The organism is Cupriavidus sp. OV096 (genome assembly GCF_900115455.1).
Lineage (GTDB): Bacteria > Pseudomonadota > Gammaproteobacteria > Burkholderiales > Burkholderiaceae > Cupriavidus.
The window spans coordinates 138099-151668 of record NZ_FOWM01000011.1; the positions used below are offsets into that span (position 1 = coordinate 138099).

Here is a 13570-nt window from a genome sequence, read left to right on the forward strand (position 1 = left end):
GGGGGATGCGGGACGGTCAGGCTTATGCCTGCTTGTTCCGGCCCGTCAGCGCCTCGGGGTTGCGGGCGAAATCGCTCAGGAACCCCTGCAGGCTCACCACCGGCTCCTGGAGCAGGTGGCGCGGCAGGTCGAACAGCGCGTAGAAATATTCCTCGCGCCCTTCGCACCGCTCGGCCGGCAGGCAGTATTGCTCCCAGTCGGCGCACGCCGGCGTGTACATGCCGTTGCCGGGCCAGAAGAACGGCACGATGCGGCCCTCCCGCAGCCCTTCGATCAGCGTGGCCGGCGCCTCGTAGGCTTCGGCCGACTCCACCTGGCTCATCAGCCCGGCGCGCGTCTCGATCACCATCAGCGTGGCATGTCCCTGCGCCGTCAGCAGCAGGATGCCCACCGGATTCGGATACAGGTAGTACTCGACGAAGCCATAGCGCGCGGCGGTCTGGCGCACGCGGTCGGCCATCACCGGATCGGACAGGAACGCGTACGAGTGCCGCGTGAGCAGGTCGCGCAGCGTGCGCGAGATTGCCGCGAAATACTGTTGCTGGAGTGCGTCGATTTCCTGGTCGAGCCGCGCCACCATGTTCGGATCGTGCTTCTTCACATAGCGGTCGATCAGCCCATGGTTGAAGCCTTGCACCGCAATGCTTTCGTCGGCGGTGCCGGTCAGCAGGATGGTCTTGCACGGCAGGTCCTGCAGCGCCTGGCAGAACTCGAGGCCATCCATCTGCGGCATCGAGTAGTCCACCACGATCACCCCGGGCTGCATGAAGCGATGGATGTCGTGGACCTGGCGATAGATGCGGTCCACGTCGAGTTGCACGGTGCGCCGCTCGCTCAGGAAGGTCAGGTCGTCGTGGGTCACGCGCACGGGCAGGAAGGCCGGATGCCGGGTGGCATAGGCTTCGCGGATCCATGTCAGTGCCTCGCGCGGGTCGGTGAAGCTCACCACGGCGCGCGACGCGTCCATCTGGAATGCCAGGCTGTCGATAAACGATTTGCTGTCGTCCACCAGCACCGTCAGGACGGGGTGATGGAAGACCGACAGGTTCCTGTCATGCGGGCTGAATGTCATGGTGCGATCTACGCTGCGGCCGGCAGCGAATGAAGAGCGAGGGTTTGGGGGCCGTGGCAAGCCAGTATAGCGCGCGGATGGGTCCACGCAATGTTGCCGCACCAAAGGAGGCCAAAAGCAAACGGCCGGCGTTGGTTGCCGGCCGCATGTCTTCGATTTCGTTGATTTCAGGTCTTCACGCCGCTTTAATCACCGAGGGTTTCCGGCCTGATTGTCAGTCGGATTCCGATTCCGATTCGGATTTGCGTTCCGCGGTGTCCGGCCTTATTCCACGGCCTTGAACATGTCCTCGACCACCTTCTTGGCATCGCCGAACACCATCATGGTCTTGTCCATATAGAACAGCTCGTTGTCCAGGCCCGCGTACCCGGCCGCCATCGAGCGCTTGTTCACGATGATGGTCTTGGCCTTGTACGCCTCCAGGATCGGCATGCCGGCGATGGGCGACTTCGGATCGGTCTTGGCGGCCGGGTTGACCACGTCGTTGGCGCCCAGCACCAGCACAACGTCGGCCTGCCCGAACTCGCTGTTGATGTCCTCCATCTCGAAGACCTGGTCGTACGGCACCTCGGCTTCCGCCAGCAGCACGTTCATATGGCCCGGCATGCGGCCCGCCACGGGGTGGATCGCGTACTTTACGATCACGCCCTTGTCGTGCAGCTTCTCGGTCAATTCTTTAAGTGCATGCTGAGCACGGGCCACCGCCAGGCCGTAGCCGGGCACGATGATCACGGTTTCGGCATTGCCCATCAGGAACGCGGCGTCGTCGGCCGAGCCGGACTTCACGTTGCGCTGGGCCTGCGCGCCGGCCGGGCCGGCTGCCGCCGCGTCGCCGCCGAAGCCGCCCAGAATCACGTTGAAGAACGAGCGGTTCATCGCCTTGCACATGATGTACGAGAGGATGGCACCGGACGAGCCGACCAGCGAGCCGGCGATGATCAGCATCGGATTGTTCAGCGAGAAGCCGATGCCCGCCGCCGCCCAGCCCGAGTACGAGTTCAGCATCGAGACCACCACAGGCATGTCCGCGCCGCCGATCGGGATGATGATCAGCACGCCCAGCACGAAGGCCAGCGCCAGCATGATTAGGAACGGCAGCCACGCCTGCGATAGGAAGAAGATGATGCCGAAGCCGAACATCGCCACGGCCAGCAGCAGGTTCAGCCAGTGCTGGCCCGGGAACACCACCGGGGCGCCCTGGAACAGCCGGAACTTGTAGCGCCCCGCCAGCTTGCCGAAGGCGATCACCGAGCCCGAGAACGTGATGGCGCCGACGAAGCAGCCGATGAACAGTTCGATCCGGTTGCCGGTGGGAATCAGGTGCGAGCCAGCCGGCGCGATGCCGAACGCAGCCGGCTCCGCCACGGCGGCCACGGCGATGAACACCGCCGCGAGACCGATCAGCGAGTGCATCGCCGCCACCAGTTCCGGCATCTTGGTCATCTCGACCTTGCGCGCCACATAGGCGCCGATGCCGCCACCGACGACCAGCGCGCCGAAGATCAGCGCCAGGCCCGTGCCCACCGACGACTGGGCCGTGCCCGCCGCCAGGAACTCCTCCTTGAGCTTGACGATCAGCGCCAGCGTGGTCACCACGGCGATGGCCATGCCGATCATGCCGAAGGTGTTGCCCTTGCGGGCCGAAGCGGGGTGGGACAGGCCCTTGAGCGCCTGGATGAAGCAGACCGAGGCCACGAGGTACAGCAGCGTGACGAGGTTCATGCTGACGAGTCCGGTCATCGTGCCCCCTCCTTGCCAGCCAGCTTCTTCGGTTCCTTCTTCTTGAACATCTCCAGCATGCGCTGGGTCACGAGGAAGCCGCCGAACACATTGACGGCCGCCAGCGCCACCGCCAGCGTGCCCATGATGCGGCCCACGCTGCCTTCCGTGAGGCCGGCCGCCAGCATGGCGCCGACGATGATGATGGCCGAAATCGCATTGGTCACGGCCATCAGCGGGGTGTGCAGGGCCGGCGTTACCGTCCAGACCACGTGGTATCCCACGTAGATTGCCAGCACAAAGATGATCAGGTTGATCACCGTGTGGTTCACCATCTCCATCGACTTCTCCTCGTTGCTTTCGAATTCTTCGTGCTTCGTATCGATGTGGGACTGCAGGGCCGGCACCGCCACCGCGCCGGGCGGCTCGCCCCGGGCGCGGCTATCGCAAAAAAATCCAGAAAGATCAGTCGATCTTCTTGATTTCCTTGATGCGGTTCTTCTCGTCCACCAGGATGACCTTGGGCTTATAGGTCTTCACTTCCTCGTCGCTCATCGGTGCGTAGGTGCAGATGATCAGGTGGTCGCCCAGGTGCGCGCGGCGCGCGGCGGCGCCGTTCAGCGAGATCTCGCCGCTACCGCGTGCACCCTTGATGATGTACGTGGAGAAGCGCTCGCCGTTCTGTACGTTGTACAGCTCGATCTTTTCGAACTCCTTCATGTCGGCAGCGTCGAGAAGATTCTCGTCGATGCCGCACGATCCCTCGTAATGGAGGTCCGCCTGCGTCACGGTGACACGGTGGAGCTTGGCGCGGAGCATGTTGCGTTGCATGGGTGATACGTCCTTGGTTGAGGCTGGGTGGGCCGTCCGCCGGTGTGTCCTGGCGTGGCGGCTCCGGTTGGGAATCTAGGCGGCCTGCCTGACGAGCTGGCCGTCCTTGCACATCAGGCAGGCGGCGACGATGTCGTCCTCAAGGTTGAGCGTGTAGCGCGCATCCTTGTCGACGATCAGCTTGAGGAAGTCGAGCACGTTGCGCGCGTAGAGCGCCGAGGCGTCCGCGGCGACCATGCCGGCCAGGTTGGTGTAGCCGATCAGGACCACGCCGTGGCGTTCCACGACCTCGTCGGCCACGGTCAGCGGGCAGTTGCCGCCCTGGGCGGCGGCCAGGTCGACCACTACCGAGCCGGGCTTCATCTGCTTGACAGTGTCTTCCTGCAGCAGCACGGGCGCCTTGCGGCCCGGGATCAGCGCGGTGGTGATGACGATGTCGGCCTGCGTGGCGCGCTGGTGCACCAGTTCCGCCTGGCGGCGCATCCAGTCGGCCGGCATGGGACGGGCGTAGCCGCCCACGCCCTGGGCGATCTCGCGTTCCTCGTCGGTCTCGAACGGTACGTCGAGAAATTTGGCGCCAAGCGACTCGATCTGCTCTTTTACGGCGGGGCGGACGTCCGAGGCCTCGATCACGGCGCCCAGCCGCTTGGCCGTGGCAATCGCCTGGAGACCGGCCACGCCGGCGCCAAGGATCAGCACGCGCGCGGCCTTCACCGTGCCGGCGGCCGTCATCAGCATCGGCATGAAGCGCTGGTAGTGGTGCGCGGCCACCAGCACGGCCTTGTAGCCGGCGATGTTGGCCTGCGACGACAGCACGTCCATGCTCTGCGCGCGCGTGGTGCGCGGCGCGGCCTCGAGCGCGAACGCGGTGATGGCCGCACTGGCCATGCGCGCGTTGTTCTCGATATCGAAGGGATTGAGCATGCCCACCAGCACGGCGCCCGGCTTGATCTGGGCGCGCTCGGCATCGTCCGGTGCCCGCACCTTCAGCACCAGCTCGGCGCCGAAGGCATCGGCAGCCGTGCCGATCCGTGCGCCGGCGGCTTCGAACGCCGCGTCGGGAATGCTGGCGCGTACGCCTGCGCCAGCCTGCACCGTGACCTGATGCCCTTGGGCAACGTACTTCTTGATGGTCTCCGGGGTGGCGGCGACGCGTGCCTCGCCTGCCCGCGTTTCCTGCGGGATGCCGATATGCATCGTCAATTTCTCCTTTAGCTGGCGTCGTATCTGATTGGGCGGGCTGACGTCCTGGCCCGTTGGTCCACCGCGGCGCGGCGCACCAATTTTTGCGCAGCTTACCCGAAACTTACGTTCGGTGGTGACTGCCCGGTCGACGATTTGTGCGGTCGCCACGACTCATTTTTGCGACGCATGAAACGACTCGTTTAATGCAGGCAGGATTCCCTCTTGATTCGAACATGTTGCCGGGGCGCCCAATCTTGATGCCGATTTGATGCGCCGCTCCGTATCGTGACGGGTACGCCGCTTTCCCTCTTTTTCGGGGAAGGGCGCCTCCAAACACCCGTTACGCATCCAGCATCCATGATCGCTACCCGCCTTACCGCCCTCGTCCTCCTTGCCGCCCCGTGCGCCACCGCGCTCGCCCAGGAGGCGGAAGCCTCGCCCCACACCTTCACCGCCAATGTCACGCTGGCCAGCGAATACCGCTACCGGGGCCTGATGCAGTCCGACCGCCGCCCGGCCATCCAGGGCGGGTTCGACTACACCCACGCGAGCGGGCTCTACCTCGGCAACTGGAACTCAAGCATCAGCTGGCTTTCGGACAGCAACGCGGAAGTCTCCGCCCCGGTGGAGATGGATTTCTACGGCGGCTTCCGCAACACGTTCAAGCTGGCCGACGCCGAATTCAACTATGACCTCGGCGTGCTCGAGTACTACTACCCTGGCGATTATCCGAGTGGCTTCACGCGTCCCTACACCACCGAGGTCTATGCCGGCATCGGCTACGGCCCAGTGTTCCTCAAGTACTCGCACGCGCTGACCAACCTGTTCGGATTTGGCGACACCAAGAACAGCTACTACATCGACCTCACGGCCAACGTGCCGCTCAATGTGTGGGACCTGACGGTCAACGCGCACGTGGGCTACCAGGGCGTGAAGAACCTCAGCGACGCCTCGTATACCGACTGGAAAATCGGCGTGACCAAGGACTTCGGCAAGGGCCTGAGCGTGGCCGTAGCCTACCTCGACACCAACGCCAAGCGTGGCACTTATACGAATTCGCATGGCCGCTACATGGGCAAGGCGACCGCGCTCGCGTCCATCACAAAGACGTTCTGACCGGGTTCGACGACGCGGCGTTGATGCGTTGTTGATACCCGGCGCCGCGATTGCTGCATCAATTTGAGACGCCGCTCCCTAGCATGGAGCCATGTTCCACAGACGATCCGCCCCGCGCGGATTCAAGCGTAATGCGACAGTCGCGACAGTCCTCGAGCCTCGCCGTTGCCTTTGCCACCGTCCCGCGCCGCCGCGCCGGGCGTGACGCCCTGCCAGCCTCCGCCGCCAGCGATGGCCACTGGATCCGCCTGCGCCTGGCGGTGGCCTCGGCGCAGGTCTTCATGCTGCGCCAGACGCTGCACGTGGCCATCGGCAAGCTCGCCCGTGTGTATGTGGTGGAGGTGGACCATCGGCACGGGGAAACCACGCTCCATGTGGAAGTGGAGCGCGCCGGCCGCGACGCCGCCATGCACGCCATCATGACCGCGCTGCCGGCCGCCGAGTTCGGCATCACGACGATGCTGGGGAGCGATCATGCCGCGCACTGATTCGGTCATCGGCGATGGCCTGTGGCTGCCGCTGGTCACGCCGCTGCGCCACGGCGCGCCCGACCTGCGCGCCGCCCAGCAACTGGCCGCGCACTATGCTGGCGCCGGTGTGGATGGCCTGATCGTGCTCGGCACGACGGGCGAGGGCGGCCTGCTGACCGAGGCAGAGCGGCTGATGGTCACCGCAGCCGTGCTTGAGGTGGCGCAGGGCCGCATGCCGGTCATGGCGGGCGTGGGCGGCGTGGACACGCGCTCGGTCTGCGAGCAGGTGCGCACGCTGGATCGATTCGACCTCGCCGGCTACCTCGTCCCGCCGCCGTACTACCTGCGCGTGTCGGACGAGGGCATCGCCTGGCACGTGCGCCGCGTGGCCAGCCAGACGGCGCGCCCGCTGATGCTCTACAACGTGCCGAAGCGCACCGGCTCCACGATTTCCCCCGCGCTGGCACTGCGGCTGGCCGACCATCCGCAGGTCGTGGCGATCAAGGAATGCGACCGCACCGGGCTGCGCGCGTTGGCCGGGCAGGATGCCCTGCGCGTGTTCTGCGGCGAGGATGCCGCCATGCTCGACCACCTGCTGGCCGACGGCGCAGGCGTGGTGCCGGCTGCCGCCCATATCCGCCCGGACTTGTTCGTCCGGCTGCTGCAACTGGCCCGCACCGGCTGCGACGAAGCGGCGCGCGCGCTGTTCCGCCAGCTCTCGCCGCTGATCGACCTGATGTTCGCCGAGCCGAACCCCGCGCCGGTCAAGGCCGCGCTGGCGCTGGCAGGCCTGGCCCGCGCCGAGGTGCGCCAGCCGCTCACGCCGGCCACGCGCGCGCTGACGGCCCGCCTGGAAGCGGCCATGGCCCTGCTGCCGCCCGCGGTGTTTCCGCCCTTTCCGCCTTCATCCCTGCACATTCCGACAGCAACCGGTAAAATGCCGGATTGCTTAAAAAATGTGCATCATGTCACGTGAATGGAACGCCAGCGTCACAGTTGCCGCTGTCATCGAACGCGGCGGCCGCTTCCTGTTGGTTGAAGAGGAAACGCGCGACGGCCTGCGGCTGAACCAGCCGGCCGGCCACCTGGAAGCGGGCGAGAGCCTGATCCGCGCCGTCGTGCGCGAGACCCTCGAGGAAACCGCCCACACCTTCGAGCCGCGCGCGCTGATCGGCTGCTATATGAGCCGGGGGCTCTCCTCGCGCGACCAGGGCGACACCACCTATATCCGCTTCGCCTTCACGGGCGACCTCGGCACGCTCGATGAAGGCCGCCAGCTCGATACCGGCATCATCCGCACGCTGTGGATGACCGCCGAGGAACTGCGCGCCTGCCCCGAGCGCCATCGCACCCCGTTGCTGATGGCCTGCGTGAACGATTACCTCGCCGGCAAGCGCTTCGCGCTGGATGTGCTTTATACGCATCCCACAAGCGTGGCGGTCAGCACCGGAGACGCATCGTGAGCGGCAAGCGGGTGGTGGTGGGTATGTCGGGCGGGGTCGATTCGTCGGTCACCGCGTGGCTGCTCAAGCAGCAGGGGTACGAAGTCATCGGCCTGTTCATGAAGAACTGGGAGGACGATGACGACAGCGAATACTGCTCCACGCGCGAGGACTGGCTCGACGTGGTGTCCGTGGCCGACCTGATCGGCGTGGACGTGGAGGCGGTGAACTTCGCCGCCGAGTACAAGGACCGCGTGTTCGCCGATTTCCTGCGCGAATACTCGGCCGGGCGCACGCCCAATCCGGACGTGCTCTGCAATGCCGAGATCAAGTTCAAGGCGTTCCTGGACCACGCGATGTCGCTCGGCGCCGAGACCATCGCCACGGGCCACTATGCGCGCGTGCGGCAGGCGGACAACGGGCGCTTCGAGCTGCTCAAGGCGTTCGACCACACCAAGGACCAGAGCTACTTCCTGCACCGGCTGAACCAGGCGCAGCTGTCGCGCACGCTGTTCCCGCTGGGCGAGATGCCGAAGACGCGCGTGCGCGAGATTGCCGCCGAAATCGGCCTGCCGAACGCGAAGAAGAAGGATTCGACCGGGATCTGTTTTATCGGTGAACGGCCGTTCCGCGACTTCCTCAATCGCTACCTGCCGACCAAGCCGGGGCCGATGAAGACGCCCGAGGGCAAGGTGGTGGGGGAGCACATCGGGCTGGCGTTCTATACGCTGGGCCAGCGCAAGGGCATTGGCCTGGGCGGCAGCCGCGAAGGCAGCGGCGACGCCTGGTACGTGGCGCGCAAGGACATGGCCGCCAACACGCTCTACGTGGTGCAGGGGCACGACCATCCGTGGCTGCTGACGCCGGTGCTGGAAGCGGCGGACCTGTCCTGGGTGGCGGGTGAGCCACCTGCGGCCGGCGCCGAGATGGCGGCCAAGACGCGCTATCGCCAGAGCGATGCGGCCTGCCGCGTGGAAGCGGCCAACGGCGAGGCGCTGAAGCTGGCCTTCGCCGAAGCGCAGTGGGCGGTGACGCCGGGGCAGTCGGCCGTTCTCTACGACGGCGACGTCTGCCTGGGCGGCGGCATCATCCAGTAATTGTCTGATGAGGCACATCGGCGCACGGAGGCGCCGGCGTGCCCAATCTACCGCTCAACCCGCCGAAGGCGGGGCGGTGTCGATGAACGACTGGCGCTTCTCGATCTTTTCCTGGAACGCGGCGAGGTTCGGGTACTGCTCGCGCCAGGCGATGTCCGGGAAACGGAAATCCAGATAGGCCAGCGCGCAGCCCACGGCCACATCGGCCAGGGTGAAATGGATGCCGGTGCACCACGGGCGGTCGCCCAGGCCGGAAGACATCGCGCCCAGTGCGGCGTCGATCTTGGTCCGCTGGCGCTTGACCCATGATTCGCTGCGCTGGCCCTCTTCGCGCTGGGTGGTTTCCAGGCGGACCAGCAGCGCGGCGTCGAGCAGGCCATCGGCCAGGGCTTCCCAGCAGCGCACTTCGAGGCGCTCGCGGCTGCCTTGCGGAATCAGGCGGCCGACTGGCGACAGCGTATCGGCGTATTCGGCGATCACGCGCGAATCGAAGACCGCGCCGCCATCCTCCATGACCAGGCAGGGCACCTTGCCGAGCGGGTTGAACTGGCCGATGATGGTCGCGGGCGACCAGACGTTCTCCTCGATCATCTGGTAGTCGACCTTCTTTTCCGCCAGCACGACGCGCACCTTGCGCGCGTACGGGCTGGTGTGGGACGCATACAGCTTCATGTTCTCCCCTTGAGCTTGTTATGAAGTGCATCGGCGCTCTGTGGCTGCCATGGCGCCCTGGCGGGCGGCATGTCGATGGACTTCATAACAGGCTACTGGAACGGCGAGCGCGAGTATACCCGCGCCGGCCCGCGGATGCCGTGTCAATGCGGCGCTTCGCACGCTCTGTGTCGCCTGACCCATGGCGCGCCGCACAGGCGCGGTGGGCGATGGTAAAATCCCGCGTTGCGCGATGCCGGCCAGCCCTTTGTGGCGTGCCGGCGGCAGGTCCGATGGCGCGCCCGGCGGCTCGCCCCGTGCGGCGCATCGGTCGCTTGAAGCCGCCCGCCTCGCCAGTCTTCGCATGGTTACCGCGCCCCCGCGGAAACCCGTCTTCCCTCTTTCTCCCGGTTGCCAGCATGTCCACCCCATCCCTTTCGCCGCTCACCGCACTGTCTCCCATCGATGGCCGTTATGCCGCCAAGGCCGACGCGCTGCGCGAGTGGCTCTCCGAGGCGGCCTTCATGCGTAATCGCGTGAAGGTCGAGGTCAACTGGCTGATCGCCCTGGCCCAGGCCGGCCTGCCGGACGTGCCGAAGTTCTCGGCCGATTCCGAGGCGAAGCTGCAGGCACTGGTGGAGAACTTCACCGAAGCCGACGCCGCCCGCATCAAGGACATCGAGGCCGTGACCAACCACGACGTCAAGGCCGTGGAGTACTGGCTCAAGGAACAGGTCAAGGGCAACGCCGAGCTGGAGGCCGCGAGCGAGTTCATCCACTTCGCCTGCACCTCGGAAGACATCAACAACACCTCGCACGGCATGATGCTCAAGGGCGCCCGTGACGGCGTGCTGGTGCCCACGCTCCAGCGCGTGCAGGCCCGCCTGGTGGAACTGGCCAAGGCCAACGCTACCCAGCCGATGCTGTCGCGCACGCACGGCCAGCCGGCCAGCCCGACCACGCTGGGCAAGGAAATGGCCAACGTGGCCGCCCGCCTGGCGCGCGCCATCGAGCGCATCCAGCGCGTGGAACTGCTCGGCAAGATGAATGGCGCGGTGGGTAACTACAACGCCCACCTGTCGGCCTACCCGACGTTCGACTGGGAAGCGTTCTCGAAGCAGGTGATCGAGTCGCGCCTGGGCCTGAGCTTTAACCCGTACACCATCCAGATCGAGCCGCACGACTACATGGCCGAGCTGTTCGACGCCATCGCGCGCGCCAACACGATCCTGCTGGACCTGAACCGGGACGTGTGGGGCTATATCTCGCTGGGCTACTTCAAGCAGCGGACCAAGGCCGGCGAGATCGGCTCGTCGACGATGCCGCACAAGGTCAATCCGATCGACTTCGAGAACTCGGAAGGCAACCTCGGCCTGGCCAACGCCGTGCTGCGCCACCTTTCGGAAAAGCTGCCGGTTTCGCGCTGGCAGCGTGACCTGACGGACTCCACCGTGCTGCGCAACATGGGCGTGGCGTTCGGCTACAGCCTGCTGGCCTACGAGGCCTGCCTGCGCGGCCTGGGCAAGCTGGAAACCAATCCGGAACGCCTGAACGAAGACCTCGACAACTGCTGGGAAGTGCTGGCCGAGCCGGTGCAGACCGTGATGCGCCGCTTTGGCGTGCCGAACCCGTACGAACAGCTCAAGGAGCTGACGCGCGGCAAGGGCATCTCGCGCGAGGCGCTGCAGACCTTCGTGTCGGGCCTGGCGATTCCGGACGATGCCAAGCAACTGCTGCTGGACATGACGCCGGCCAGCTACATCGGCAAGGCCGTGGAACTGGCGAACAAGATCTAAGGGCGCAGGGGACCCGGAAGGGTCTGAAGCGATGAGGAAGAAGGGCTGGCGTTGCGCTGGCCCTTTTTTTCGCCCCTGCGGCAATGCGTCACATCAAATCATTTGAACGACTTCATGAAGTTCCGCATCTCATAGCGCACGGACGAATGCCAATAATGCGAGAATTCCTGCCAGCAGGGTAGGGCGACACAAGCCCCCGCTGGCCGATGGCCGGTCCGGACGATCGCTATAAGAAAAATCGAAGGGATTCACAGACATGACTTCATACGGGGTGCACAGCGTCGCGCGCAGTCGCGGCGGCAATGGTGCCAATGGCTACACGGCGACCGCTATCGGCCTGCACTGGCTGATCGCGTTCGGCATTTTCGCGGCGTTCGGGCTAGGCCTGTACATGACCGGCATTCCGGGCCTGACGCCGACCAAGCTCAAGCTCTTCTCGTGGCATAAATGGCTCGGCGTGACGATCTTCGCCGTGGCCGTGCTGCGCGTGCTGTGGCGCGCTGCCCACGCCGCACCGCCCGTGGCGGCCGGCACGCCGGCCTGGCAGGCCCGCGCCGCCGCCGCCGCGCACCATCTGCTGTATGTGCTGATTATCGTGGTGCCGCTGACCGGCTACTTCTATAGCCTATCGGCCGGCGTGCCGGTGGTCTACCTGGGTCTCTGGAAGATGCCGGTACTGATCGAGGCCAATACCACGCTCAAGCCGATCCTGCAGGCCGCCCACGCCTGGCTCAACTACCTGATGGCAGGTATCGTGCTGCTGCACGCGGCCGCCGCCATCAAGCACCAGGTGATCGACCGCGACGGCACGCTCGCCCGGATGATTCCGTTCCTGCGCTGAATGACATCGTATTTTCCTGAGAGGAGTGCACCGATGAAACGCATGACCCGTCCTGGCGCCATCGTCGTGGCCGCCGCGCTGGCCACGGCCGGCCTTGCCGCCAACCTGGCCTGGGCGCAGATCGACACAGCCAAGAGCACCGTCACCGCCACGGCGCGGCAGATCGGCGTGCCGATGGAAGGCAAGTTCAAGAAATTCGACGCAACGGTCGATTTCGACCCGGCCAAGCTGGCCACGTCGTCCGCCAAGGTGGAAATCGACGTGTCGAGCTTCGAGATCGGCGATGCCGAGACCACCAAGGAGGTCAAGGGCAAGGACTGGTTCGACGCTGCCAAGTATCCCAAGGCCGTGTTCCAGTCCACCGCCATCAAGGCCGGCGCGGCGGGCAAGTACGATGTGACTGGCAAGCTGACCATCAAGGGCAAGACCCTGGACGTGGTGGTGCCTGCCACGTACAAGCAGGACGCGGCAGGGCAGGTGTTCGACGGTGTGCTGCCGATCAAGCGCACCGTGTTCAATATCGGCGACGGCGAATGGAAGGACACTTCCGTGGTGGCCGACGACGTGCAGATCAAGTTCCACATCGTAACCCCGGCGAAGAAGGGCTGAGGCAGGCCGCGTGCCCGCCCATCGATTTCCTCGCTGTATTTCGACTTTCCTCTCCAACCTTTTGACGGGAGACCTAGACATGAAGATGCGCACCCTGTTCGCGGCTGTTGCCGCTGCCTCCGCCACGCTGGCCGCCGGCGCCGCCATGGCCAATGCCGTGACCTACAACGTGGACCCGACCCACACCTACCCGAGCTTCGAGGCCGACCACCTGGGTGGCCTGTCCAACTGGCGCGGCAAGTTCGACAAGTCGACCGGCGTGGTCACGCTGGACCGCGCGGCCAAGGCCGGCACGGTCGAGATCAAGATCGACCCGTCGTCGATCGACTTCGGCAACGCCAAGCTGAACGAGCATGCCAAGGGCCCGGAAATGTTCGACGTGCAGGCCTTCCCGGAAGCCACGTACAAGGGCAAGTTCTCGAAGTTCAAGGGCGACGTGCCGACCGAAGTGGATGGCGTGCTGACGCTGCGCGGCGTGTCCAAGCCGGTGAAGCTGGAAATCCGCCAGTTCAAGTGCATCGAACACCCGATGCTCAAGCGCGAGGCATGCGGCGCCGATGCGGTGGGCCAGTTCAACCGCGCGGACTTCGGCATCGACTACGGCGCGAAGTACGGTTTCAAACAGGACGTCAAGCTGGCGATCCAGGTGGAAGCCGTCAAGGCGGACTAAGTCAGGCGTTTGTTACAAGACGCGAAGGGCCGGCAACACGCCGGCCCTTTTTTTCGTTCCTGCCGATACCC

15 protein-coding genes are annotated in these 13570 nt (G+C 65.5%); 9 read left to right on the forward strand and 6 right to left on the reverse strand.

Annotated elements, in window-relative coordinates; translation table 11 throughout:
* Positions 1-22 precede the first annotated feature (22 nt).
* The 5 genes from BM115_RS21320 to BM115_RS21340 all read right to left on the reverse strand — a co-directional run bounded on the left by BM115_RS21320 (position 23) and on the right by BM115_RS21340 (position 4819).
* Positions 23-1072, reverse strand: a complete 1050-nt coding sequence (locus tag BM115_RS21320; protein ID WP_092298799.1) for a response regulator — start codon at positions 1070-1072, stop codon at positions 23-25.
* Positions 1073-1336: 264 nt separating this feature from the next.
* On the reverse strand, positions 1337-2812 hold the full coding sequence (locus BM115_RS21325; protein WP_092298802.1) for an NAD(P)(+) transhydrogenase (Re/Si-specific) subunit beta: 1476 nt from the start codon (positions 2810-2812) through the stop codon (positions 1337-1339).
* Positions 2809-3132, reverse strand: coding sequence for an NAD(P) transhydrogenase subunit alpha part 2 (locus tag BM115_RS21330; RefSeq protein ID WP_092298993.1), 324 nt, complete (start codon positions 3130-3132; stop codon positions 2809-2811). Before BM115_RS21330 ends, BM115_RS21325 begins: the two co-directional genes overlap by 4 nt.
* Positions 3133-3256: 124 nt before the next feature.
* On the reverse strand, positions 3257-3622 hold the full coding sequence (gene panD / locus BM115_RS21335; protein ID WP_092298805.1) for an aspartate 1-decarboxylase: 366 nt from the start codon (positions 3620-3622) through the stop codon (positions 3257-3259).
* Between the two features lie 75 nt (positions 3623-3697).
* Entirely contained in the window at positions 3698-4819 is a 1122-nt protein-coding gene (locus tag BM115_RS21340; protein WP_092298808.1) for a Re/Si-specific NAD(P)(+) transhydrogenase subunit alpha, read from the reverse strand.
* A gap of 345 nt (positions 4820-5164) precedes the next feature.
* On the opposite strand from BM115_RS21340, the gene BM115_RS21345 reads away from it, so the two are divergent.
* The 5 genes from BM115_RS21345 to mnmA all read left to right on the forward strand — a co-directional run bounded on the left by BM115_RS21345 (position 5165) and on the right by mnmA (position 8932).
* The gene (locus BM115_RS21345) at positions 5165-5923 is read left to right on the forward strand and encodes a TorF family putative porin (RefSeq protein WP_092298811.1); all 759 of its coding nucleotides are present in this window, start codon (positions 5165-5167) and stop codon (positions 5921-5923) included.
* 131 nt (positions 5924-6054) lie between these two features.
* Positions 6055-6411 carry a hypothetical protein gene (locus BM115_RS21350; protein ID WP_092298814.1) on the forward strand — a complete coding sequence of 119 codons (357 nt, stop codon included), beginning with the start codon at positions 6055-6057 and terminating at the stop codon, positions 6409-6411.
* Positions 6398-7369, forward strand: a complete 972-nt coding sequence (locus tag BM115_RS21355) for a 4-hydroxy-tetrahydrodipicolinate synthase family protein (protein WP_092298818.1) — start codon at positions 6398-6400, stop codon at positions 7367-7369. The genes BM115_RS21350 and BM115_RS21355 overlap by 14 nt, the downstream gene beginning before the upstream one ends.
* On the forward strand, positions 7350-7856 hold the full coding sequence (locus BM115_RS21360; RefSeq protein WP_092298821.1) for an NUDIX hydrolase: 507 nt from the start codon (positions 7350-7352) through the stop codon (positions 7854-7856). The genes BM115_RS21355 and BM115_RS21360 overlap by 20 nt, the downstream gene beginning before the upstream one ends.
* Positions 7853-8932 carry a tRNA 2-thiouridine(34) synthase MnmA gene (mnmA, locus tag BM115_RS21365; RefSeq protein WP_092298824.1) on the forward strand — a complete coding sequence of 360 codons (1080 nt, stop codon included), beginning with the start codon at positions 7853-7855 and terminating at the stop codon, positions 8930-8932. Before BM115_RS21360 ends, mnmA begins: the two co-directional genes overlap by 4 nt.
* Positions 8933-8986: 54 nt before the next feature.
* On the opposite strand, the gene BM115_RS21370 is transcribed toward mnmA, so the two are convergent.
* Positions 8987-9604, reverse strand: coding sequence for a glutathione S-transferase C-terminal domain-containing protein (locus BM115_RS21370; RefSeq protein WP_092298827.1), 618 nt, complete (start codon positions 9602-9604; stop codon positions 8987-8989).
* Between the two features lie 398 nt (positions 9605-10002).
* Between BM115_RS21370 and purB the strand changes: the two genes are divergently transcribed.
* The 4 genes from purB to BM115_RS21390 all read left to right on the forward strand — a co-directional run bounded on the left by purB (position 10003) and on the right by BM115_RS21390 (position 13499).
* Entirely contained in the window at positions 10003-11379 is a 1377-nt protein-coding gene (gene purB / locus BM115_RS21375; protein WP_092298830.1) for an adenylosuccinate lyase, read from the forward strand.
* A gap of 256 nt (positions 11380-11635) precedes the next feature.
* Positions 11636-12220, forward strand: coding sequence for a cytochrome b (locus BM115_RS21380; protein WP_092298833.1), 585 nt, complete (start codon positions 11636-11638; stop codon positions 12218-12220).
* Between the two features lie 33 nt (positions 12221-12253).
* Complete coding sequence (locus BM115_RS21385; RefSeq protein WP_092298836.1) at positions 12254-12829, forward strand: YceI family protein; 576 nt, start codon at positions 12254-12256, stop codon at positions 12827-12829.
* 79 nt (positions 12830-12908) lie between these two features.
* Entirely contained in the window at positions 12909-13499 is a 591-nt protein-coding gene (locus BM115_RS21390) for a YceI family protein (protein WP_092298839.1), read from the forward strand.
* Positions 13500-13570 lie beyond the last annotated feature (71 nt).